Genomic DNA, 24,159 nt, shown 5'->3' with positions numbered 1-24,159 from the left:
CATGATCAATGCCATCGTGCGTCTCTCCATCGAGAGACGCTACCTGATGCTGAGCCTGATCCTGCTGCTGATCGGTGCCGGCCTCTGGAGCTACCAGCGCCTGCCGATCGACGCCGTGCCGGACATTACCAACGTGCAAGTCCAGATCAATACCGAGGCGCCGGGCTATTCACCACTGGAAGCCGAACAGCGCATCACCTTCCCGGTGGAAACCGCGCTGTACGGCCTGCCCAATCTGGAATACACCCGCTCGCTGTCACGCTACGGCCTGTCACAGGTGACTGTGGTGTTCGAGGAAGGCACCGACCTGTACTTTGCCCGCAACCTGATCAACGAGCGTCTGGCCTCGATCAAGAGCGCCCTGCCCCCGGGCCTGGAACCACAGATGGGCCCGATCGCCACCGGCCTGGGTGAAATCTTTGTCTACACCGTGGACGCCGCCCCCGGCAGCACACAGGCTGATGGTGCGCCCTGGGATGCCACCGCCCTGCGCGAAGTGCAGGACTGGATCATCAAGCCGCAACTGGCGCAGGTGCGCGGTGTGGTGGAGATCAACACCATCGGCGGTTACGACAAGCAGTATCACGTCACCCCCGCGCCGGAACGGCTGCTGCAATTCGGCGTCACCCTGGAACAGGTCACCGAGGCGCTGCGCCGCAATAACAGTAATCAGGGGGCCGGCTACATCGAGCGCAACGGGCAACAGTTGCTGGTGCGCTCGCCGGGTCAGCTGAACAGCATCATGGATATCGAAAACGTGGTGGTCGGTCGGATTGACGGCACCCCGGTCAGGGTCAGCGACGTCGCCGAGGTGGCCATCGGCCGGGAACTGCGCACCGGCGCCGCCACCCGCGATGGCCACGAGGCGGTGCTCGGCACGGCGATGATGCTGGTCGGCGAAAACGCCCGCACGGTGGCCCGCGCCCTGGCCGACAAGCTCGACGAGATCAAACCGTCACTGCCACCGGGCGTGGAGGTGGAAACGGTCTATGACCGCACCACGCTGGTGGATAAAACCATCGTCACAGTGCAGAAAAACCTGCTCGAAGGCGCACTGCTGGTGATCGCCGTACTGTTCCTGTTGCTGGGCAATTTCCGCGCTGCGCTGATCACCGCAGCGGTGATTCCGCTGGCCATGATGGCGACGCTGTTCGGCATGGTGAAAACCGGCGTCTCCGCCAACCTGATGAGCCTCGGCGCACTGGATTTCGGCCTGATCGTCGACGGCGCGGTGATCATCGTCGAAAACTGCATCCGGCGACTGTCGCAGGCGCAGCACCAGGGCACCCTGCCGCTGCGCGAACGGCTGCAATGCGTGTTCGAGGCCACCACCGAGGTGATCCGGCCCAGCCTGTTCGGTGTCGCGATTATCACCGTGGTGTACATCCCGATCTTTTCGCTTACCGGCGTGGAAGGAAAAATGTTCCATCCGATGGCCGCCACCGTGGTGATGGCGCTGCTGGCCGCCATGCTGCTGTCGCTCACGCTGGTACCCGCCGCTGTGGCCACCTTCATGACCGGCACCGTCAGCGAAAAGGAAAGCCCGGTCATCCGCGCCGGCAAATCGGTGTATCGGCCTCTGCTGGCATGGGCGCTGCGGCTGCGCCATGCAGTGGTCGCCGCCGCGCTCCTGCTGGTGCTGGCGTGCGGCTGGCTGCTGAGCACCCTCGGCACCGAGTTCATCCCGCAGCTGGACGAAGGCGATATCGCCCTGCATGCCATGCGCATTCCCGGCACCGGCCTTGAGCAGTCCGTGGCCATGCAGGCGCTGCTGGAGCAGCGCATCAAGGCGTTCCCGGAGGTGGACAAGGTGTTTGCCAAGATCGGCACGCCGGAAGTGGCCACCGACCCGATGCCGCCGAACGTGGCGGACAATTTCGTGATCCTGAAACCGCGCAGCGAATGGCCGGACCCGACACGGCTGAAAGCCGATCTGGTCGCTGATATGGAAGCGGCACTGGAACAACTGCCCGGCAACAACTACGAATTCACCCAGCCGATCCAGATGCGTTTCAACGAACTGATCTCCGGCGTGCGTGCCGACCTGGGCATCAAGGTGTTCGGCGATGACCTGGAGCAACTGGTCGCCACCGCCGACGAGATTCTTGCCGTGCTGCAGGACGTTGATGGCGCCTCCAGTGCCCGTGTCGAACAGGTCACCGGCCTGCCGATGCTGTCAGTGATTCCGCAGCGCACCGAACTGGCACGCCATGGCCTCACCGTCGCAGCGCTGCAGGACCTGGTCGCCACCGGCATCGGCGGCGAACAGGCCGGCCTGATCTATGAAGGCGACCGCCGTTTTGAACTGGTGGTGCGGCTGCCGGAGACGCTGCGGCGCGATATCGACAGCCTCGCGTTCCTGCCGGTGCCGCTACCCGATGGCGGTTATGTGCCGCTGGAGGAAGTGGCCGAGCTGGACATCCGCCCGGCGCCGGCACAGATCAGCCGTGAAAACGGCAAGCGCCGCGTGGTGGTCACCGCCAACGTGCGCGGACGCGACCTGGGCGGCTTTGTCGAGGAAGTGAAAGCGCGCATCAGCGAGGACGTCACGCTGCCCAGCGGCTACTGGCTCGACTACGGCGGCACCTTCGAGCAACTGCAATCCGCCAGCCAGCGGCTGGCGATCGTCGTGCCGGTGACGCTGGCGGTGATCATCGGCCTGCTGGTGATGGCGTTCGGCTCGTTCCGCGACGCGCTGATCATTTTCACCGGCGTGCCGCTGGCTCTGACCGGTGGCGTGCTGGCGCTGTGGCTGCGCGGCATGCCGCTGTCGATTTCCGCCGGGGTCGGCTTTATCGCGCTGTCCGGTGTGGCGGTGCTGAACGGGCTGGTGATGGTGTCCTTTATCCGCGATCTCTGGCATCAGACTGGTGACCTGCGTCACGCCGTTATCGAAGGCGCGCTGGTACGGTTGCGGCCAGTGCTGATGACCGCGCTGGTGGCCAGCCTCGGCTTTGTGCCGATGGCACTGAATACCGGTACCGGCGCGGAAGTGCAGCGTCCCCTGGCCACGGTGGTGATTGGCGGGATTATTTCCTCGACGTTACTGACGCTGGTGGTGTTGCCGGTGTTGTACCACTGGTGGCATGGGGGGAGAAAGGTCGGACGTCTGACGTCTGACGTCTGACGCTAAAAAGAAAAAACCGGGGAGCCTCTGCGCTCCCCGGTTTTGTGTTTTGATCTTGAGCGTCCGACGTCCGACGTCAGACCTTTTTCTTCACCACCACCGACCCAATCGAATACCCCGCCCCGAACGAACAAATCACCCCCACATCCCCCACCGCCAGGTCGCGGTTGTACTTGTGGAACGCAATGATCGAACCCGCCGAACTGGTATTGGCGTATTCGTTCAGAATCACCGGCGCTTCTTCTTCGGTGGCATCACGGCCCAGCACGCGGCGGGCGATAAACTGGTTCATGCCCAGGTTGGCCTGGTGCAGCCACATCCGGCGCAGTTGTTCTGCGCTGATCGCCATGTCGCCGATATGCCCGCTGATCTGTTCAGCCACCATCGGGCACACTTCCTTGAACACCTTGCGGCCTTCCTGGCGGAACAGCTTGTCGCGCTGGCCGATGCCGCGCTCATCAGCCCGGTTGAGAAAACCGAAATTATTGCGGATGTTGTTCGAGAATTTGGTCTGCAGGCGGGTGCCGAGAATTTCCCATTGATTGTCCGAGCTGGCATCGCCTTTTGCTTCCAGCACCAGCGCCGTGGCCACGTCACCAAAAATAAAATGGCAGTCGCGGTCTTCCCAGGCCAGGTGGCCGGAACAGATTTCCGGGTTCACCACCACCACGCAGCGGGCGTTGCCGGAGCGGATCGCATCGCTGGCGGCCTGCAAGCCGAAGGTGGCGGCAGAGCAGGCCACGTTCATGTCGTAACCCCAGCCGCGTTCCATGCCGAGGTAATGCTGGATCTCGATCGCCATGGCCGGGTACGGGCGCTGCATGTTGGAACAGGCCACCAGAATCGCATCCACATCGGCCGGCGTGCGGCCGGCATTGTCCAGCGCCTGCTGGATCGCCTTCACGGCCATCTCGGCCTGCACCGACATCTCGTCGTCGGAGCGCTCGGCAATACGCGGTGCCATGCGCTCGGGGTCCAGCACGCCCTCTTTGTCGAGCACGTAGCGTTGCTTGATGCCGGAGGCTTTCTCGATGAATTCTGCACTGGAAGGTTGCAGCGCAACCCGTTCGCCGGCCTCGATCTCAGCGGCATGTTCGGCGTTATAGAGCTCGACATAACGGTTGAAAGAGGCCACCAGCTCGTCGTTGCTGATGGACAGTGTCGGCGTCCACAATCCGGTGCCGCTGATCACTACTGCCTGCTGTGTCACTGAATCGGTCCTCGCGCTAAGGCCGACGGGGGAGGTAACGGCCCACCGGCTGAAAGTCGTAGCGGCAGATTATCACCGCTCGCGCCACGATAGGCAAAGTGCCAGTGCGGGGATTGCCTGATCCTTCCGGCCCGTCCGTCCCCTCAGCAGGCTTCCCACTGCTGCCGCAGCCGCTTGGCCGACACGGGCATACGGGTACCCAGTTGCTGGGCAAACAGGCTGACACGATATTCCTCCAGCAGGAAACGATAGGTCAGCAGCGGCTCCGGCTGGCGCCAGACCGGCGTATCGCCGGCGCGGGCCTGGTACGGTGCCCACAACGCCTCCAGCTCCGCCACCTGGGCCCGGTCACGGCCGATCTGTCCGCCCAGACGCTCCAGCCGGTGTGCCAGCGCCTTCAGGTAACGCGGGTACTCGGCCAGCCACGCCGGCGGCACCTGGCACAGGAAACCGGGAAAGAACAGCCCGGCCAGTTGCTGCTTGATATCCCGATGGGCATGCGCCCAGGCCAGCGGGAACTGTTTGTCGAGTCTCGCCGCGATATCCCGATAGGCCGCCAGCAGCCCACCCCAGCCGGCCAGCCGCGCCTCAACAGCCTTGACGAAATCGCCCCGCCCCGCCGCCAGCAATGCGCGGAAACCGGATTCATCGCGCACGGATGCCAGCGCAGGGAAATGCAGCGCTGTAGCACTGAGCAAGGCGTCGTCCAGCACGCCGCGCGCCAATGCCGATTTCTCCGCCGCCATTTTCTGGAAGCCGGGTTGCTGCCCGGCAAACTTGCGCAGCATGCGCACCTGCTCGCCCTGTCGCAGCATCAGCAAACGCGCCACACCCCAGCGATGTTGCCAGGCCGCCTCTTCCTCACTGGCGCACAGGATTGACGCCACCTCGCGGGTACGGTCTTCCAGCGCCGGCCAGGTGCGCAGCACCACCCCGCCGCGTGACAGTTCGCTCACCGGCGGCAAGGTGCCGAAGACCCAGTCGGTGCCGGTGAGCACCTCGTCGCCCTGCGCGGGCGTCATGGCAGCCACCGCGTGGCCGGCGAAGCGCGTCTGCATGGCGGCCAGGTCACGGCCTTCCGCCAGCACCTGCTCGCCATCCGTCACGCGCAGATTGAATTGCAGGTGTGGCGGCAGCGTCACGGCCTGCCAGGCTTCCAGTTCGATGCGCACGCCGGTCATGCGGGCCAGCTCACGGGTCAGCGCAGGCAGCAACGGTGTATCGCCGGGTGTCAGCACCTCCAGCAACGCCGCCACGTAATCCGGCACCGGCACGAAATGCCGGCGCTGTGCTTTCGGCAGGCCGCGCAACAGGGCTTCCAGTTTGTCGCGCAGCAGGCCTGGCACCAGCCAGTCGAGCCGTTCCAGCGATAACTGGTTCAGCACCGTCACCGGCACATTCAATGTCACGCCGTCGCGGCTGCCGCTGGGGTCGAAACTGTAGCTCAGTGGCAAGCGCAGTTCGCCCACGTCCAGGTGATCCGGAAAAGCGTTCTGTCCCAGGCCGGGATCACGCACCAGCAGGTCGGCACGCGTCATCCGTAACGCCTGGCGTTCGGCATCGCTGGCGCGGCGACACCAGCTTTCCAGATGCCTGAGGCTGTACAGCCCGGCCGGCAGGCGCGCGTCGTAAAAGGCAAAGCATTGTTCTTCGTCGGCCAGCAGGTCGCGGCGGCGCAGCTTGTGCTCGAATTCTTCCAGCTCGGCACGCAGCGCGCGGTTGGCACGCACGAAGTCCGGTTCACGCGGCAGTTCGCCGGCCACCAGCCCTTCGCGAATCATTAGCTCGCGCGCCAGTTCAGGGTGTTGCGCGCCGTAGCTCACACGCCGGCCGGCCACCAGCAACAAACCAAACAGGCTGACCTGCTCGCGCGCCCAGACGGCGCCGTGCTTTTTCGACCAGTACGGCTCCACATACTGGCGCTTGACCAGATGCGCGCCCTCCTGCTCGATCCATTCCGGCTGGATCTGCGCCACGCAGCGGGCGAACAGCCGGCTGGTGTCGATCAACTCGGCGGCCATCAGCCAGGACGCCTTGCTTTTCGACAATGCAGAGCCGGGCCAGATCACCGGTTTGCGGTTGCGCGTGGACAACCATTCGCCTTCCTCGGTGCGCTTGATCACCTGCCCGAGCAGACCGGCCAGCAGCGCGCGGTGCACGGCCTCGCTGCTGGCGTCGGTCTGCGCAAAGGGCAGTTTCATTTCCCGGCACAGCAACAGCAGCTGGTGATGTGTGTCACGCCATTCGCGCATGCGCGTGGGTGACAGAAAAGTTTTCTTCAGCAGTTTTTCATACTGGTTGCGCGTCAGTGCCTCACGCTGTGTCTCGGCCCACTGCCAGAGCGTGAGAAAGAACACGAAGTCCGACTGCTTGTCGGTAAAGGGCTGGTGGGCCTGATCTGCCTGTTGCTGCTGGTCGTGCGGCCGCTCGCGCGGGTCCTGCACGGACAGCGCAGCGACGATGATCAGCACTTCCCGCAACGCGCCGGTGTCGGCAGCACGCAGCACCATGCGGCCCAGCCGCGGGTCCAGCGGCAGCCGTGCCAGTTGCCGGCCGACCGCGCTCAGAGTGCGGCCGTCGATGGCGCCAAGTTCTTCCAGCAACCGGTAGCCGTCGCGTACCAGCCGGCCATCCGGCGCGTCGATAAACGGAAAATCCTCCAGTTCGCCCAGGCCCAGGTCGGCCATCTGCAGGATCACGGCAGCGAGGTTGGTGCGGCGAATTTCCGGGTCGGTAAAGGCGGGCCGGGACAGAAAGTCCGCTTCGCTGTAGAGGCGATAACAGATGCCGGGCATGACCCGGCCGCTGCGGCCCTTGCGCTGCTCGGCACTGGCCTGCGACACCGGCTCCACCGGTAGCCGCTGCACTTTGCTGTGCACGCTGTAGCGGCTGATGCGCGCGGTGCCGGCATCGATCACATAGCGGATCCCCGGCACCGTCAGCGAGGTTTCCGCCACATTGGTGGACAGCACCACGCGGCGCCCGCGATGCAACGCAAACACGCGGTGTTGTTCCTGTTGTGTCAGCCGGGCGTACAACGGCAGGAATTCGGTATCACGGAAATCGCAGCGGCGCAGGTGATGGTGCAGTTCGCGGATATCGCGCTCGCCACTGAGAAACACCAGCACGTCACGGGCCGGCGGCACCTGCCCGCGCTCTTCGCGCTCGATCTCGCGCAGCACCTCTTCCACCTCGCGGCGCAGGTCGCGCTCGCCCTCTTCGGCGTTGTCGCGGTAGCGCACTTCCACAGGATAGGTGCGGCCGGACACTTCCATCACCGGCGCACCGCCAAAATGTGCCGCAAAGCGTTCGTGGTCGATGGTCGCGGAGGTGATGATGATTTTCAGGTCCGGCCGGCGCGGCAGCAGCCGTTGCAGGTAGCCCAGCAGGAAATCGATGTTGAGGCTGCGTTCATGCGCTTCGTCGATGATCAGCGTGTCGTACTGATCCAGATAACGGTCCTGCTGGATTTCCGCCAGCAGCATGCCGTCGGTCATCAGTTTCACCAGCGTGCTGTCGCTGACCTGATCCTGAAAGCGCACCTTGAAACCGACCATCTCACCGACACGGGTGTCGATTTCTTCCGCCAGCCGGTTCGCCACCGCGCGCGCCGCCAGCCGGCGCGGCTGGGTATGGCCGATCATGCCGGCGCGCCCACGGCCCAGCGCCAGGCACAGTTTCGGCAACTGGGTGGTTTTGCCGGAGCCGGTTTCACCGGCCACCACCACCACCTGGTGATGACGGATCGCCTCGCCAAGTTCGTCCAGGCACTGCACCACCGGCAGGTCCGGCCAGTCGATGCGCGGTGTCAGCGCCTCGCGTGCCGCGCGCCGGGCCACCGACGCTGACAGCGCCTGCTGCACCTGCGCCAGCGCGCGTGCATCAAACCGTTTGCGCAGGCCCTGCAGGCGCCGGCGCAACCGTGGCTGGTCCGCCTGCATGGCGTGCTCAAGCTGCCGGCTCAGTGCCTGCAACTGCGCGGCGGGTGATTGTTCGGAAATCGGTGTCGTCATGAAACCCCGGATCAGGCCTGGCCGAGCCAGCGGCGCCCACTGTCCGTCAGCCCGTCAGGATCGAGCGTCAGGCAGGCCAGCGTGGCCTCACCCGGCGCCAGCGTCACCGTGAACGACATCAGTTCGTCACGCCGGAAGGCGTGCACACTGATGCGCTCGCCCGGCTGGTACGCGGCCAGCTGGTCGTCCAGTTTGCGTGCGTCGGTCTTCAGGCCGTCCAGCGCCACGATCACATCGCCGGCGGACAACCCGGCCGCCATCGCCGCGCCCTGGTCATAGGCCACCCCGATGCGTGCACCGAGCGGGTCCTCCGCCAGCCGCACCCCCAGGTTAACGGGGGTGGTAACGGCGGGCTTGCCGCCATTGTCGGCGTGGCTGGCCGGCGCGCGCCAGTTCAGCGCCACACCGCGCGCATGCAGCAGATCCGCCAGCGGCAGCGGGTCCGTGCTGTACAGGGCCAGGTTGAAGAAGTCGTCCAGCGGTTGCCCGGCCAGTTCCTCGGCCAGTGCCTGAATGCCGCGCTCGGGCACGCCGTCGCCGGTCTGTCCGTAGCGTTGCCAGAGCAGCCGCATCAGATCGTCGAGGGATGCTTCTTCCTGGGTCAGGTCACGCAACGTCAGGTCCAGCGCCAGTGCTACCAGCGCGCCTTTCGCGTAGTAGCTGACGATGGCGTTGGGGGCGTTTTCATCCTGTTTGTAGAAGCGCGTCCAGGCGTCGAAGCTGGATTCGGTCACCGTTTGCCGCGTCGTGCCGCTGCCCCGCTGCACGCGGCTGATGGTCTGCCCGAGCAGTTCCAGGTAACTCTGTGGCGTGATCAAGCCACTGCGCACCAGTGCCAGGTCGTCGTAATAGCTGGTGATCCCTTCAAATGCCCACAGCAGTTCAGTGTAGACCTCCTGGTTGAGGTCAAACGGCGTGAATGCCTCAGGCTTGATGCGCTTGATGTTCCAGCTGTGAAAATATTCGTGGCTGCACAGGCCCAGGTAATTGCGGTAGCCCTCTCGCACCTGGTCCGGCGCATCGGTCAGGCGTGGCAGGTCGCTGCGAGCGCACATCAGGCTGGTGGAGTTGCGATGTTCCAGGCCGCCGTAACCGTCGCCGGTGACCAGCGTCATGAACACATAATCCTGCATCGGCGCGGGTTCGCCGAACAGGCGAATGTGCTGCTCGCAGATCGGCTTGAGATCGCGGCACAGACGCGCCATGTCGGCGCGGTGACGCCCGCTGAGCACCACCTGGTGCGGCACACCGCAGGCCTCGAAGGTGGCGTGGGTGAAATGCCCCATCTCCACCGGGTAATCGATCAGCGCGTCGTAGTTGTCGGCACGGAAACGTCCGAAACCCAGTGCGCCGCCGCTCAGGCGTGGCATGCCGGTGGCCAGCTGCCAGGTGGCGTAGGCAGCGCCTTCCGGAGCCAGTATGTCCACTTCGCAGGGCTGGTCCTCATGGCCCTTGGCGGCCAGGAACACGCAACTGCCGTTGAAGTAGCCGTGTGTGGTATCCAGGTGCGCACCACGCACCGACAGGTCCCAGGCATAGACTTCCAGGCGCACGGTCACCGCGCCGCTGGCCGGCGCCAGTTGCCAGGTGTGCTTGTCGAGCTTGCGCCAGGGGAGCGGCTGGCCGTTGCAGTGCGCGTCAAAGGCCACCACGTGGCGGGCGAAGTCACGGATCATGTAGCTGCCCGGAATCCAGGCCGGCATCGCAAACGCCTGTCCTTCCGGGGTCGGCGACGGCACCTGTATCTCGACGGCAAACAGATGGGCTTCGGGACGCAACGGCTGGATGCGGTAGTGAATCACGGGCGCTCCTGTTGAATGACCAGAGTGAATCAGCAAGACCGGCAGTATACAGATTGCACCGCGCCCCGGCTTGATTCCTTCACGGGAATGCTGCAACGTCCCGCGATCACTTCAGCACAGCAAGGACCGCAGGTCATGACCGATGCCCGCTTCACGCTGACCCACCTGGATGTCCCCGACGGCCACCGTATCGGCGTGCGGCTGTGGCCTGCGACCACCGATGCCATCGGCGTGCTGCACTGGATGCACGGCATGGCCGAACACGGCGGCCGCTACCAACCGCTGGCCGATGTGGTCAACGCCGCCGGCTGGCACCTGTGCGTGCATGACCATCGCGGCCATGGTGAATCGGTTTCCGCGATCTCTCCCCAGGGTCATTTTGCCGATCATCAGGGCTGGCAGCGGGTACTGGATGATGTGACCCAGGTGCAGGACTGGCTGCGCGGGCAGTTCAGTGCCCTGCCCATCGTGCTGGCCGGCCACAGCATGGGCAGCTTCGTGGCGCTGGCCTGGGCGGAGCAGCATCACCAGGATCACCCGCTCGCCGGGCTGGTGCTGTGCGGCAGCGACTACAGCCCGACCTGGTTCTACCGTGTGGCGCGGTTGCCCATGTTGCTGGAACGCCGTCGCTGCGGCGGCCGTGACAGCAGCACGCTGATCCACAACATGACCTTTGGTGCCTGGGCGAAGAAGCTGAAAAACCGCCACACCGACTTCGACTGGCTCAGCCGCGATCACGATGAAGTGCGTGCCTACATTGACGACCCGCAGTGTGGCTACGATTGCAGCACGCAACTCTGGATCGATCTGATCGGCGGCCTGGTCCGCACCCACAGCAGCAGCGCGCTGCGGCAGTTGCCGCCTTCGCTGCCGATGCTGCTGGTGGCCGGCGACAGCGACCCGATGAGCCGCTTCGGCAAGGGCATGCCGGCGTTGCAGAACGCCCTGCGCCGGGCCGGCGCTCGCGCGGTCACGCTGAAGGAATATGCCGGTGCCCGGCATGAAATCCTGAATGATTATTGCCGGGCGGAGGTGCAGCAGGATCTGCTGCGGTGGCTGGCCGACGTGCACACCCCGGCCGCCTGAGTCGCCGCCTGCCCCCGCGGTCAGGCGGCGGGCCGGGTCAGCCGAACAGCTTGTCTTTCATGTCCTTGATGCCACGCGTCACGGCATCCCAGGTATCATCGATGCCCTTTTTCATATCCGTCCAGGTGTCATCCGCGCTGTGACGCAGCTTGTCCAGCCGGTTGCTGAGGTCCTGGCGCTTTTCCTGCAACTCCAGACGCCGGCTTTCCCATTGATGCCGCAGGTCCTCGTTCGCCTGCCGCGCCTTGATCTCCAGCTTGTCGATGTCGTCGTCCCACTCGTTGAGCTTGTTCTTCAGCTTGTCGATGTATTCCTGACGCGTTGCCATCTGTCCGTCACTCCTTTTCGGTCAGTGAAGTAAAGCCAGGGCCGGCCTCCAGCCCGCTCTCAGTCTTCCGGGCATCCCCCGCGCACTGCAAGACGACGGAGGATATTTCACGTTTTTTCACGACCCGGCACCGGCACGCCTGTTCAAGAACGCAATGCCCGCCGCCGGCGAGTCACGGAAGATTCATGCCTCGTGAACCATAGTGCCACTTTGACAGCATACGCTGCGGCCTCCGCACGATAACAACACGACGAGGGGCATTTCGTGACAATCCGTTCTCTTACCCGTTTCCCGGCACTGCCCGGCCTGCTTGCCTGCGCCACCCTGGCGCTGGCCGGTTGCGGCGGTGACAGCAGTTCATCCCGTGGCGGTGGCGAGCCACCGGCACCGCAACCCGCCAGCACCCTGCGCATCGGCCTGCTGCCCGACACCCAGGGCGGCGGCAACAATGTATCCATGCACCCGATGCGCGCGCTGCTGGATTTTTACGCCGAACAGGACGTCGATCTGGTCCTGGCGGTGGGCGACCTCAGCGAAAACGCCACCATCGGTGAATACCAGCAGTGGCGCAGCGTCACCGACGACTTCACTGACCGCATGACGATCCTGCCCGTGCAGGGCAACCACGACATCAAGGGCGCTGACCAGGACTGGTATGAGTACACCGCCGACCTGATCCCCGCCGACGCCGTGCACATGCCCGGCCAGCACGGCAAAACCTATGCGCTGGTGCGTGACAACGTACTGATCATCGCCGTGTCCTACGGCCAGATGCCGTTTGCCTATGAGTTCGTGCGCGACACCCTCCAGCAACACGCCGGCAGCGTCGACCACATTCTGCTGATGACCCACAATTCCTGGGTCGGTACCCGCTACGGCCTGGTGCGCGAGAAAGGCGTGGATGCCTACGATATCTCCGCCTCCGACCAGCGCTTTCTCGAAGTGCGCAGCGACTACAACCGCCTGTTCGCCGAGCACGACGTGATCTACATCGCCGGCCACGAACACCAGTATTCCCGCAGCGTGCTGAACCCTGATTACAACGGCCCGTTCATCGAACTGATCTCCGGCAACGCCTCCTACAAGGGCTATGACAACCGCTTCGGCGAAAGCGAACAGATCCAGAACATGGTGATGTACAAGTCCAACGATTCCGGCGCCACCGGCTCACTGGATGTGAATGCCGCCGTGTTCGAGATTACTGGCGACCTGATGGAATACCGCGCCTGGTTCGACACGCACACCATCACCGCCAACGAAGATGGCATGAAGGAGTTGGCCAGCCCGGACTGGAAGCTGATGGACCGCTTCACACGCACCGCGCACCGTTGCGACAAAGTGGTGTTCCCGAGCAGCATCCCGCCGGGCAACCAGCTCAACATGACCCATGACAAGCGCTACCGCACCCAGCACTGCGAGTCGCCCAACGGCGACAGCGCCCGCCTGCTGGCCGGCGAGAACAACATCTTCAACCGCCACGACACCCGCACCCGCACCAACAGCATCACACCGGGCGTCAGCACCGCCAAAAGCAACATGGAACTGCTGGCCCGCTACTACCGCTTCCTGAATATCGTGCACGAAAGCTACAGCCCGAACCTGAACAACAGCCAGCGGGTACGGCTGATCAATGTCGGCACCGAAGACGAGGAAGTGGAAATCCGCGAAACCACCATCGACCTGAAAAAACTGGTGTCGCTGAGCTGGACCGGAAAGACCGCCGACACCCTGTCCGACGTGCTGATCGTCAGCGGCATCCAGGGCCAGGACGGCACTTACATCAGCGCCCGCGGCGTGCCGAAGGACATCACCACCGACACCGGCCTGACCGGCTCGCGCGGGGACGGCAGCGAAAACGGCAAGCCGCCGGTGACCCTGCCGGCCGGCAAGGTGAACAGCAACTGGGTGCTGGAAGACGACGAGCGCACCGACGATTACGCCCTGGAGTTCGTGCTGCCGGAAAACCTGGACCCGGCCAGCGTAACGCTCGGCCGCTACGACGCCGCCTCGGAAAGCTGGGTGCCCGTGGCAGACGATGCCTGCGTGAGCGCGCTGCCCTGGGACGACAGCTTCCTGAGCACACCGCCGGCGGATGTGGACCCAGGCTGTGCCAGCAGCCTCTCGGTGGTCACCACCGGCACCGCTCATCTCTGGGCCAAGCTGGACACCGAAGGCCGCTTTGCACTGATCAGCCGTTAACAGGGTGTTGAAAAAGTCTCTTTGAGAAAAAGCCTCTTTGAGACTTTTTCAAGCCACCTTTGCGGCGCAGGTCCGCAAAGGTGGGCACGGAAAATCAATCGCTTGTCGCTTTTGATTTTGCTGACGGCTTGATTGAGCCGTCAGCGCAGGCTGTTTTTCAACAGCCTGCTAATCGCGCGGTGCGTCGGCGGGGGCTTCCGGCGCGCCCGCCGCACGCGCTTCGGCAACGCGTTCAGCAGTAAGCTGGACGCGTTCCGCCGTTTGCGCCGCCAGCACCGTAAAGGTGGCCGCCATCCGCTCAAAGCGGACCAGGTCGGTAACCAGTTTCGTCGCCAGCGACATCATCGTCACCGCGCCGCGCAACTGGCCGAACACCACGCCCGCCGCAAACGCCAGCGGCAAGGCGGCCGGTGAACGCACGCGGTCGTGCCAGCGCGCCGCCACGCCACTGGCGTCTTCACCGAGTTGCTGACGGTGCGCTTCCAGTGCCGCCGACTGGCGATCCGCGCGACGACGCAGACGACGTTGCCGCATCAGCATGGCGGATTACTCCTCTTTTTTTCGTGCAGCTTGACGGCCGTCAGCGCGAAACAGCGCCGCCCAGCCAGCCCGCGTACGGGCAAATCCGAGTTCCCGCGCCAGCCGGCGAATCCAGGCGTACACCAGTACCGCCGTGACCGTCAGCACCGCCGCGCCAGCAAAGGTGGCCAGCGCCGGGTTGACGCCACCCTCGCGCACCAGCAGCAACACCGCCGCCGCACCGAGAAACACCCATGCACCGGCAATCAGCAGGCCTACCATCGCCGCCAGTGCCACCACCAGCAACAGCGTGGCCAGGAACAGCCGGGCTTCCGTGCCCAGCAGCGCCAGGCTGTCACGAAACCAGCCCAGCAGGTCTTCGCCCAGCCGGCCCAGTTCAGCGGCCTCTTCCTTGAGGCGCAGTTGCTCGCGTTCGGAGGTGTCCCCTACCTGCCCGCTGGCCGGGCCGGATGCTTCGCGCCCGGGCGCGGCGCCGGTGTCCTGCTCCCGTGTTGCCGCCATCAGCGCCGGCGCAGCAGCGACGACACCAGCGTGCCGGCAGCAAAGGCAATGCCCAGCGCCATGAGCGGGTTTTCCTGCACGTAATTGCCTACGCTGCTGGCCACCTCACGGGAACGGGTGCGGGCATAATCGGCACTCTCGCGCGCCTTGTCGGCAGCGCGGGCGGCCTGGGCACGCACCCGCTCCTCGGCGGGGCCGGCGCGTTCTGCAGCGCTGTCCACCGCATGGTGCAGCGACTCGGCCACGTGATCGGTGGTTTCGTGGGAAGACGGTTTGGCTGCCATGATGCATCCCTCCTTGTTATTTCCTGGGTGAGAAAACGAACTGCTGTGCGGGTCAGGGTTTGCGGCGTCCGGTAATCAGCGACACGATCAGCAGCACCACAAAAATCACGAACAGCACCTGCGCAATCCAGGAGGCGGTGCCCGCCACACCACTGAAACCGGCCACACCGGCCACGATGGCGACGATCAGAAAAATCAGAGCCCAACCAAGCATGTGTCATCTCCTTATTAACATGATCAACAATGTTTGCTGCGTGCACGCCCGGCGCATCCTGTCCGGGTACGGCGTCCTGCCGCCTTGCTGACCACCTTGTGACGACCCATCCTGTGCTGTCAACGCACGCCGGCCAGCCCTGTGCCGCTATGTAAAATGAGCCAATCCTGTGTAAACCATCACGACACGGCCGCCGGGGCCGCACGCTGCCTGACCCGCTACGCCGGCTGCCGCCGACGCCGTCACGTACAGCCTGCGATTCTCCCGGCTGATTGTTGAATCAAACCCTGTAAAACCTCGGCGCCCCCGGGCCCTGGCAGGATTGCCTGTCGGCAAGCCGCCCCTGACACCGTTCTGTCACCGTCTGTTAACCGAACCGACCTCTGCGACGCCTAACCTCGGTGCGGAAATCTCCAACACCGAATTTGCGAAAATACAGGGAAGCTCTCATGTCCAATCTGTTCCGCCTGCGCACATTGCGCCAACCGGCCCTGCTGGCCGCCCTGGCCGTTGGCCTCAGCGCCTGTGGCGGTGATTCCAACAGCCGGCGCCCGGACGTGCAGTTGCCGGCCTACCGGCTGCAACTGCTGCACTTCGCCGATGTCGACGGCGGAGGCACTGCCGCACTGGAAAACGTCGCTGAATTCTCCGCACTGGTGTCGCATTTCCGCAGCCTGGCACCGGCCAATACGCTGCTGGTGTCCTCCGGCGACAACTATATTCCCGGCCCGATCTACCAGGCCGGCCGGGAAACCAGCCTGGCCGGTGTACTGGGCAAGCCCGGTGTCGGCCGGGGAGACGTGGCCCTGCTGAATGCGCTGGGCGTGCAGGCCAGTGCCGTCGGCAACCACGACCTGGACGGCGGCACCGCCGAATTCGCCGGCATCATTTCCCCGGACGGCGACTGGGACGGCGCGGATTTCCCGTGGCTGTCCGCCAACCTGGATTTCAGCACCGATGGGAGTCTGGCGCCGCTGGTGGCCACAGACGGCCAGTCGGTCACCAACAACCCCGGCAAACTCGCCGGCAGCGCTACGGTGATGGTCAATGGCGAGCGGATCGGCCTGGTCGGTGCAGTCACCCCGACACTGGCCAGCATCACCAGCACCGGCGGCATCACCATCAGCCCGAGCCCGGTCAACCCGGATACCGACGCCATGCTGGAAGAACTGGCCGCGGCCATCCAGCCAGCGGTGGATGCACTGACCGACGACGGCATCAACAAGATCATCCTGCTCGCACACATGCAGCAGATCAGCGTGGAAAAGGGCCTGGCGCCGCTGCTGAGCGACGTGGACATCATCGTCGCCGGCGGCTCCAACACCCTGCTCGCCACCAGCATGGATGCCCTGCACCCGGGTGACACCGCCGCAGACACCTACCCGCTGGGCTTCACCTCCGCCACCGGCGAACCGGTGCTGGTGGTGAACACCAATGGCGACTACACCTACCTTGGCCGTCTGGTGGTGGATTTCGATGAGAATGGCGAGCTGCTGACCAACTCCGTGGTGCCCGGCGTCAGCGGCGCCTGGGCGACGCTGGAAACCGTCATCTCGCAACTGGGTGCCAGCCCCATCGATGACGTCGAGGAAGTGGCCGACGCCCTGCGCGACGTCCTCTCCGACAAGGAAGGCAACGTGGCCGGCTTCACCGATGTGTTCCTGGAAGGCCGTCGCAATTTTGTACGCAGCCAGGAAACCAACCTCGGCAATCTGACCGCCGACGCCAACCTCTGGTATGCCCGGCAGGCCGACGCCACCGCCGCCATTTCGCTGAAAAACGGTGGCGGTATCCGCGCCGCCATCGGCCAGATCATCGCCCCGCCCGGCTCTACCGACGAGAGCGAAGTGGAACTGTTGCCGCCGCAGGAAAACGAGTTCAAGCCTGCTGGCGCCGTGTCACAACTGGATATCGAAACCTCGCTGGCATTTAACAACGCCGTCAGCCTGGTGACCGTGACCGCAGCCGAACTGCACGACCTGATGGAATACGCCGTCTCTGGCGCCAACCCCGGTGCCACGCCCGGCTATTTTCCGCAGATCGGCGGCATGCGCTTTTCCTTCGACCCGACCGCAACGGCCCGCACCGGAGACGACACCAACCAGGGCGCCGCCACCAATGGCGAACGTATCCAGACGCTGGTCGTCGACGGTGATGTCGTCGTCGCCAACGGCACCCTGCAGGGCGACCCGGCCCGCAGCTTCCGCATGGCGACCCTGCAATATCTTGTCCGGTGCATCGCGGACAGCGGCGGCAACATCGAAAACGCGACCTGTGGAGATAACTATCCATTCAAAAACCTGACCGCGCCGGACCGGCGTGATCTGGCCAGCACCGTCGACTTCCCCGGCACTGCCTACGACCCGGGCCTGTCGGATTTCTCCGTCTCCGGTGGCGAACAGGATGCCCTGGCGGAATACCTGCTCGCCCAGCACGCCGATGCAGAGAATGCCTTTACTCTGGCAGAGACCCCGGCAGAGCAAGACGAACGTATCCAGAACCTGTCCCAACGCAACGACACGCTCGCGCCCTGATCCAGCCGGACGCGTTACCCGCAAAACGGTGCCTCAGGCACCGTTTTGCCGTTCCAGCAGGCACTTTTTTCCCCTGCCCCCTTCAAAAAGATGCAAATAATTCGCATTATTGTGCCCCTTGCGCGAAACGCACCGCGCCCACGGATTGCCACGACCTCACAGGACACCATCATGAATGCGACGCGTCTGACGACCACCGGCCTGCTGCTGGCTGCCCTCACCGCCTGCAGCGACGCGCCCGACACCGCCCCGAAAAAAGCCGCCAGCACCTACGACGCCACCCAGGCGACCGCCGTCATCAGCCACTACGCCGACATCGCCGAAGCCGCCTTCAGCGACGCCCTGGGCGGTGCCCGCACCCTGCAGGCCGCCGTCGACGCCCTGCTCGAGGCGCCGTCCGACAGCACCCTGGCCGCCGCCCGCGACGCCTGGCGCGATGCCCGCGTGCCCTACATGCAGACCGAGGTATTCCGCTTCGGCAATGCCGTGGTCGACGAATGGGAAGGCCAGGTCAACGCCTGGCCACTGGACGAAGGGCTGATCGACTACGTCGACGACAGCTACCAGGCTGCCCTGGGCAACCCCGGCGCGCGTGCCAACCTCATCGCCAACACCACGCTGCGTGTGGGCGAGGAAGAGATTGACCTCAGCGACCTGAACGGCGAACTGCTCGCCAGCCTGAACGAACTGGCCGGCTCCGAAGCCAACGTTGCCACCGGCTACCACGCGATCGAATTCCTGCTCTGGGGCCAGGACCTGAACGGCACCGGCCCGGGCGCAGGCGAGCGCCCGGCCAGCGATTTCATGACTGGCGAAGGCGCCACCGGCGGCCACAATGAGCGCCGCCGCGACTACCTGCGCGCCACCACCGCCCTGCTGATCAGCGACCTGGAACAGATGGTCGCCGAATGGCAACCGGACAACGCTGACAATTACCGCGCCACCCTGCTCAATGACACGCCCGAAAACGGCCTGCGCAAAATGCTGTTCGGCATGGGCAGCCTGTCACTGGGCGAACTCGCCGGCGAGCGCATGAAAGTCGCCCTGGAAGCCCATTCGCCGGAAGACGAACACGACTGCTTCAGCGACAACACCCACCACTCGCACTACTACAACGGCCTCGGCATCGCCAACGTCTACCGTGGCGAATACCGTCGCGCCGATGGCAGCCAGCTCAGCGGACCCGGCCTGCACACCCTGGTCGCCGCCAATGACGCCGGGGCCGACGCAGCCCTGAACGCGCGCCTGGACGACAGCCTCGCCGCCCTGCAAGTGCTGGTGGACAGCGCCGAAAACTACAACGTGCATTTCGATCAACTGATTGCCCCCGGCAACGAGGCCGGCAACCAGATCGTGCGCGACGCCATTGCCGCGCTGGTGGCACAGACCGCCGCCATTGAAAGTGCCGCTGCCGCCATCGGCATCACGCAACTCAACCCCGACACGGCCGATCACCAATTCTGATACCATCCGCCGCCGGTACCGCCGGCGGCGTCTCGCCGGCCCGAGGATGACAGGCTCCTGATGCGACGTTTGCTACCCCTGCTGCTGGCCGCTGTGCTGAGCGGCTGCGACCCGACACCGACCTTCACCGAAGCAGAACCGGGCGAACACCTTTCCGGTGGCGCCACCACGGTGCTACGCACCGACCAGAATGCGTTTTCCCTGCCGTCCGCCAACCTGTCGCCTCTGCGGCGGCTGGACTTCAGCGTCGGCAACAGCTTTTTCCGCAACCCCTGGGTGATCGCACCCGCCTCGACGGATGCCCGCGACGGCCTGGGGCCGCTGTTCAACACCAACGCCTGCCAGAACTGCCATATCAAGGATGGCCGTGGCCACCCGCCGGGGCCCGATGCCGTGCATGCGGTGTCGATGCTGGTGCGGCTCTCCGTCCCCGCCGGAGGCAATGATGAAGAGCGGCTGTTGCGCCAGGGCGTGATACCCGAACCGGTCTACGGCGGCCAGTTGCAGGACACCGCCATCCCCGGCGTCGCGCCGGAAGGCCGCGTGCGGATCGACTACACCCCCGTGCCCGTCACCTTTGCCGACGGCACCGTCGTCGAACTGCGCAAGCCCACACTGCGCATCACTGACACCGGCTACGGCGACCTGCACCCGGACACCCTGTTTTCCGCACGCATCGCGCCGCCCGTGATCGGCCTCGGGCTGCTGGAAGCGATCAGCGACGACGACCTTCTCGCCAACGCCGATCCGGACGATCGCGATGGCGACGGCATCAGCGGCCGTCCCAATCGTGTGTGGGACCGCGCCAGCGAGACCACCGCCCTCGGCCGCTTCGGCTGGAAAGCCGGCCAGCCGAACCTGAACCAGCAAAACGCCGAAGCCTTCGCCAACGACATGGGCCTGACCAGTTCACTGGTGCCGGGCGATGGCTGCACACCGGCGCAGACCGACTGCCTCGCCGCACCGCACGGCGGCGAGCCGGAAGTCAGCGACAATATTCTCGCCACGGTGCTGTTCTACAGCCGCAACCTGGGCGTGCCCGCGCGCCGCAACGTTGACGCCCCGGAAGTGCTAAAGGGCAAGACCCTGTTCCACCGCGCCGGCTGCCAGCAATGCCACACACCCAGCTTCACCACCCGTGCCGACGCCGCCGAACCGGAACTGGCCAGCCAGACGATCTGGCCCTACACCGATCTGCTGCTGCATGACATGGGCGACGGCCTCGCCGATGGCCGCCCGGAGTTCCTCGCCACCGGCCGCGAATGGCGCACCCCGCCGCTGTGGGGCATCGGCCTCACCGAAGCGGTAAACGGCCATACCTTTTTCCTGCACGATGGCCGCGCGCGCAACCTGCTTGAGGCCATCCTCTGGCATGGTGGTGAAGCCGAAAACGCCCGGCAAGCCGTGCTGCAATTCACAGCCGAAGAACGCGATGCTTTGCTCGCGTTTCTCAACTCGCTCTAGCGGAGAAAGCCCATGCGTCTGCTCACGGTTGCCACCACCGCCCTGTTACTCAGCGCCTGCGGCGCACCGCAACGCGACGTGATCACCCACCTTGCCGACAACGTGCTGCTGCCCGCACACCAGCACTGGGCCGACAGCAACCGCACACTGGCCGACCACGCACAGCGCTATTGCAGCGGCGGCATCGACCTTGACGCGCTGCACAGCGCCTTCGGTGCAGCACGCCATCAATGGGCCGCCCTGCAACCGCAACTGGTCGGCCCCATGTCCGAAGGCAACCGCAGCTGGCAGGTGCAGTTCTATCCCGACAAACGCAATCTGGTCGCGCGTCAGGCCGAAGAACTGCTTGATGCCCACCCGCAACTGGACCACGCCCAACTGGCCGACGCCAGTGTCGTGGTCCAGGGACTGAGCGCATTCGAATACGTGCTGTTCGATGACAGCATCGACCTGCCGGCGCAACGCGAACGCTACTGCCCGCTGCTGATCGCCATCGGTCAGCACCAGCAACAACTGGCGCAGGAGATGGTCACGCTCTGGGAACAGCCCGACGGCATGCTGGTGCAGTTGAAAGCATTCCCCAACGCACGCTACGCCGAACCGCGCGATGCCCTGGCCGACATCCTGCGCGTGCAGATCACCGGCCTCGATACCCTGAAGAAAAAACTCGGCACCCCGATGGGCCGCCTCAACCGTGGCGTACCGCAACCGTTCCAGGCCGAAGCCTGGCGCAGCAGACAGTCCCTGGACAACCTGCGCGCCACGGTCGAAGGTGCCCAGGCCATCTGGCAAGCACCCGGTGTACACGAACTGGTCAACGACAACAGCCTGGCAACACGCATCGACGACGCCTATACCGACGTGCTGACACGCCTGGACAGCGCACCGGCGTCACTGGTCGAACTCGTGCAGGACACCGCACACAAAGCCTGGCTCGACGCCCTGTACGACAGCCTCAACACCCTGCATCGCCTGCACCAGAACGAGCTGGCCGCCGCCCTGGAGATACAGATCGGCTTCAACGCCAACGACGGAGACTGAGCATGGCCCTGACACGACGCGACCTGCTGCGCTGGAGCGGCCTGCTCACCGGCGCCGCCACCCTCGGCGGCCTCGTCCTCTGGCAACGCCAGCCCGGCGCCGAAGGCCCGCTGCTGCTCTCCGCCCGCAACGACACCGACGGCCACCACTACGCCGTCGGCTACCACCTCAACGGACGCAAAGCCTTCGCCACCCGCGTCCCCGAGCGCTGTCACGCCATCGCCCCACACCCCTTCCTGCCGGTCGCCCTGTTCGTCGGCCGCCGCCCTTCCACCGAAAGCTATCTGGTGCATTTGCAGAGCGGCGAACTGCTGCAGACCCTGCACAGCGAACCGGACCGGCATTTCTACGGCCACGCTGTCTTTCACCACAGCGGCGAATGGCTCTACACCACCGAAAACGACACCACCGATCCCGGCCGTGGCGTGCTCGGCATTTATCACATGGATGGCCTGCAACTGCGCCACCACGACGAAGTGCCCACCCACGGCATCGGCCCGCACGAACTGGCCTGGATGCCGGACGGCGACACCCTCGCCGTCTGCAACGGCGGCATCCGCACCGAAGCCGAAAGCCGCGTGGAAATGAATCTGCATGCCATGGAACCAAGCCTGGTCCTGATGCAGCGCGATGGCCAGTTGATCAGCAAGGAAATGCTGGCGCAGGAGAAAAACAGCATCCGCCATATGGACGTGGCCAGCGACGGCACCATCGTGACCGGGCAGCAGTACATGGGCGAGCTGTATGAAAGCGCACCGCTGTTGGCAATCAAGCGGCCAGGGGAAGCGTATCGGCCGTTTCCGCTGGATGAATCGCAGCGACAGATGATGCAGCAGTATACGGCCAGCATTGCGATTCACAGCGAGTTGCGTTTGCTGGCGATGACCGCACCGAGGGGGAACCGGTTTTTTGTCTGGGAGCTGGATAGCGGGAAGACGGTGGTGGATACGCCGATGCAGGATTGTGCGGGGGTGAGTGCGGTGCAGGAGGGGTTTGTGGTGACTTCAGGGCAAGGCAGTTGCCGGGGCTATGATTGCAGCCAACAGGGGGTTCCCGTACAGGTATCCCATCTGAATCTTCCCGCCGGGCTATGGGACAATCATGCAGGACTGCTGGCCTGACGAGGTAATAATTTTCAGGCCTCTGATTGCAGACTACCAATGAGCCGCCGATCAGCGGCTCAAATATTTTATGGCTTCCTCAATCCCCTGCAACGTCAACGGATACATCCGGTCCTCCAGCAACTGCCGTGTCCAGACCGTAGACGTCGTCATTTCCCAACTGCGACGCGGCTCAGGATTCAGCCAGATCACTTTCTCGAAGGTTTCCGTGATGCGCTGCATCCACACCGCCCCCGGTTCTTCGTTCCAGTGCTCCACGCTGCCGCCGACGGAGTTGATCTCATAGGGGCTCATGGCCGCGTCGCCGATAAAGATCACCTTGTAGTCGGAGCCGTATTTATGCAGCAGATCCCAGGTGGCGAGTTTTTCATCCCAGCGGCGGCGGTTGTCCTTCCACACGTATTCGTAGATGAAGTTGTGGAAGTAGAAATGCTCCATGTGCTTGAACTCGGTCCGGGCGGCCGAGAACAGTTCTTCGCACAGGCGGATGTAGGGGTCCATGGAGCCGCCGATATCAAAGAACAGCAGGATCTTGACGCGGTTTTCCACTTCCGGGCGCATGCGGATGTCGAGCAGGCCGGCGTTGCGGGCGGTGGAGGTGATGGTGTCGTCCAGGTCCAGCTCTTCGGCCTTGCCGGTGCGGGCAAATTTGCGCAGGCGGCGCAGGGCCAGCTTGATGTTGCGCACACCCAGTTCAACCGAATCGTCCAGGTTGCGGTATTCGCGTTTTTCCCAGACCTTGACCGCTTTCTTGTTGCGGGAAGGCCCGGTCAGGCGAATGCCTTCGGGGTTGGCGCCATGGCCGCCGTAGGGTGACGTGCCGCCAGTGCCGACCATCTTGTTGCCGCCCTGGTGGCGCTTGTGCTGTTCTTCCAGGCGCTTGCGAAATTCTTCCAGCAGCTTTTCCAGGCTGCCCATGCGCTGCAGTTGCGCCAGCTCTTCCGGCGACAGGTTCTTTTCGATCTGCTTGCGCAGCCATTCGTCCGGGATGGCCTTGTTGAACCAGTCCGGGTCGATGGATTCCAGCCCCTTGAAATAGAACTCGAAGGCGCGGTCGAAGCGGTCGTAGTACTTCTCATCCTTGACCATGACGGCGCGGGACAGCATGTAGAAATCGTCCACGCTGCCATAGGCCAGGTGCTGGCCCATGGCGTCGTGCAGGTCAAGCAGCTCGCGCAGGGTGACCGGGACGCGGTACTCGCGCAGGGTCTCGAAGAAGCGTACCAGCATG

General features: G+C 64.6%; 17 protein-coding genes. 8 read left to right on the top strand and 9 right to left on the bottom strand.

Going from position 1 to position 24,159, the window contains the following annotated elements; genetic code table 11:
* The first annotated feature begins 1 nt into the window (after position 1).
* The gene (locus S7S_RS07860) at positions 2-3,127 is read left to right on the top strand and encodes an efflux RND transporter permease subunit (protein ID WP_008735779.1); all 3,126 of its coding nucleotides are present in this window, start codon (positions 2-4) and stop codon (positions 3,125-3,127) included.
* A gap of 76 nt (positions 3,128-3,203) precedes the next feature.
* Here S7S_RS07860 and S7S_RS07855 read toward each other — a convergent pair whose 3' ends face one another.
* From S7S_RS07855 to S7S_RS07845, 3 genes are all read right to left on the bottom strand, one after another.
* Positions 3,204-4,337, bottom strand: a complete 1,134-nt coding sequence (locus tag S7S_RS07855) for a beta-ketoacyl-ACP synthase III (RefSeq protein ID WP_008735777.1) — start codon at positions 4,335-4,337, stop codon at positions 3,204-3,206.
* Between the two features lie 143 nt (positions 4,338-4,480).
* Complete coding sequence (hrpA, locus tag S7S_RS07850; protein ID WP_008735776.1) at positions 4,481-8,350, bottom strand: ATP-dependent RNA helicase HrpA; 3,870 nt, start codon at positions 8,348-8,350, stop codon at positions 4,481-4,483.
* 11 nt (positions 8,351-8,361) lie between these two features.
* Positions 8,362-10,152 carry a M61 family metallopeptidase gene (locus S7S_RS07845; protein ID WP_008735773.1) on the bottom strand — a complete coding sequence of 597 codons (1,791 nt, stop codon included), beginning with the start codon at positions 10,150-10,152 and terminating at the stop codon, positions 8,362-8,364.
* Between the two features lie 135 nt (positions 10,153-10,287).
* Here S7S_RS07845 and S7S_RS07840 point away from each other — a divergent pair, with 135 nt between their 5' ends.
* Entirely contained in the window at positions 10,288-11,238 is a 951-nt protein-coding gene (locus tag S7S_RS07840) for an alpha/beta fold hydrolase (protein WP_008735771.1), read from the top strand.
* A gap of 37 nt (positions 11,239-11,275) precedes the next feature.
* Here S7S_RS07840 and S7S_RS07835 read toward each other — a convergent pair whose 3' ends face one another.
* Entirely contained in the window at positions 11,276-11,566 is a 291-nt protein-coding gene (locus S7S_RS07835; protein ID WP_008735769.1) for a sll1863 family stress response protein, read from the bottom strand.
* Positions 11,567-11,830: 264 nt separating this feature from the next.
* On the opposite strand from S7S_RS07835, the gene S7S_RS07830 reads away from it, so the two are divergent.
* Positions 11,831-13,765: a metallophosphoesterase family protein gene (locus S7S_RS07830; RefSeq protein ID WP_008735767.1), complete on the top strand. Its 1,935-nt coding sequence runs from the start codon at positions 11,831-11,833 to the stop codon at positions 13,763-13,765.
* A 168-nt stretch (positions 13,766-13,933) separates the two neighbouring features.
* Here S7S_RS07830 and S7S_RS07825 read toward each other — a convergent pair whose 3' ends face one another.
* The 4 genes from S7S_RS07825 to S7S_RS19245 are packed head-to-tail and all read right to left on the bottom strand — an operon-like array spanning position 13,934 to position 15,304.
* A complete protein-coding gene (locus S7S_RS07825; protein WP_008735766.1) occupies positions 13,934-14,305 on the bottom strand; it encodes a hypothetical protein in 372 nt (123 codons plus the stop codon).
* Positions 14,306-14,311: 6 nt separating this feature from the next.
* Positions 14,312-14,806, bottom strand: coding sequence for a hypothetical protein (locus S7S_RS07820; protein ID WP_008735763.1), 495 nt, complete (start codon positions 14,804-14,806; stop codon positions 14,312-14,314).
* Complete coding sequence (locus S7S_RS07815; RefSeq protein ID WP_008735761.1) at positions 14,806-15,090, bottom strand: ElaB/YgaM/YqjD family protein; 285 nt, start codon at positions 15,088-15,090, stop codon at positions 14,806-14,808. Before S7S_RS07815 ends, S7S_RS07820 begins: the two co-directional genes overlap by 1 nt.
* A 52-nt stretch (positions 15,091-15,142) precedes the next feature.
* A complete protein-coding gene (locus S7S_RS19245) occupies positions 15,143-15,304 on the bottom strand; it encodes a DUF1328 domain-containing protein (protein WP_008735759.1) in 162 nt (53 codons plus the stop codon).
* 449 nt (positions 15,305-15,753) lie between these two features.
* On the opposite strand from S7S_RS19245, the gene S7S_RS07805 reads away from it, so the two are divergent.
* The 5 genes from S7S_RS07805 to S7S_RS07785 all read left to right on the top strand — a co-directional run bounded on the left by S7S_RS07805 (position 15,754) and on the right by S7S_RS07785 (position 22,928).
* Complete coding sequence (locus tag S7S_RS07805; RefSeq protein WP_008735757.1) at positions 15,754-17,838, top strand: 5'-nucleotidase C-terminal domain-containing protein; 2,085 nt, start codon at positions 15,754-15,756, stop codon at positions 17,836-17,838.
* A gap of 171 nt (positions 17,839-18,009) precedes the next feature.
* Positions 18,010-19,302 (top strand): imelysin family protein, encoded by a 1,293-nt coding sequence (locus S7S_RS07800; protein WP_008735756.1) that lies wholly within the window; start codon positions 18,010-18,012, stop codon positions 19,300-19,302.
* Between the two features lie 60 nt (positions 19,303-19,362).
* Complete coding sequence (locus S7S_RS07795; RefSeq protein WP_008735752.1) at positions 19,363-20,766, top strand: di-heme oxidoreductase family protein; 1,404 nt, start codon at positions 19,363-19,365, stop codon at positions 20,764-20,766.
* Between the two features lie 12 nt (positions 20,767-20,778).
* Positions 20,779-21,807 (top strand): imelysin family protein, encoded by a 1,029-nt coding sequence (locus tag S7S_RS07790; RefSeq protein ID WP_008735750.1) that lies wholly within the window; start codon positions 20,779-20,781, stop codon positions 21,805-21,807.
* Positions 21,808-21,809: 2 nt separating this feature from the next.
* Positions 21,810-22,928 (top strand): DUF1513 domain-containing protein, encoded by a 1,119-nt coding sequence (locus tag S7S_RS07785; protein ID WP_008735748.1) that lies wholly within the window; start codon positions 21,810-21,812, stop codon positions 22,926-22,928.
* A 51-nt stretch (positions 22,929-22,979) separates the two neighbouring features.
* On the opposite strand, the gene S7S_RS07780 is transcribed toward S7S_RS07785, so the two are convergent.
* Positions 22,980-24,158: a vWA domain-containing protein gene (locus tag S7S_RS07780; protein ID WP_008735746.1), complete on the bottom strand. Its 1,179-nt coding sequence runs from the start codon at positions 24,156-24,158 to the stop codon at positions 22,980-22,982.
* Position 24,159: the final 1 nt, after the last annotated feature.

Source organism: Isoalcanivorax pacificus W11-5 (assembly GCF_000299335.2).
Taxonomy (GTDB): domain Bacteria; phylum Pseudomonadota; class Gammaproteobacteria; order Pseudomonadales; family Alcanivoracaceae; genus Isoalcanivorax; species Isoalcanivorax pacificus.
Note: the sequence above shows the minus strand (reverse complement) of the source record. Positions and strands in the feature narration are given on the sequence as shown.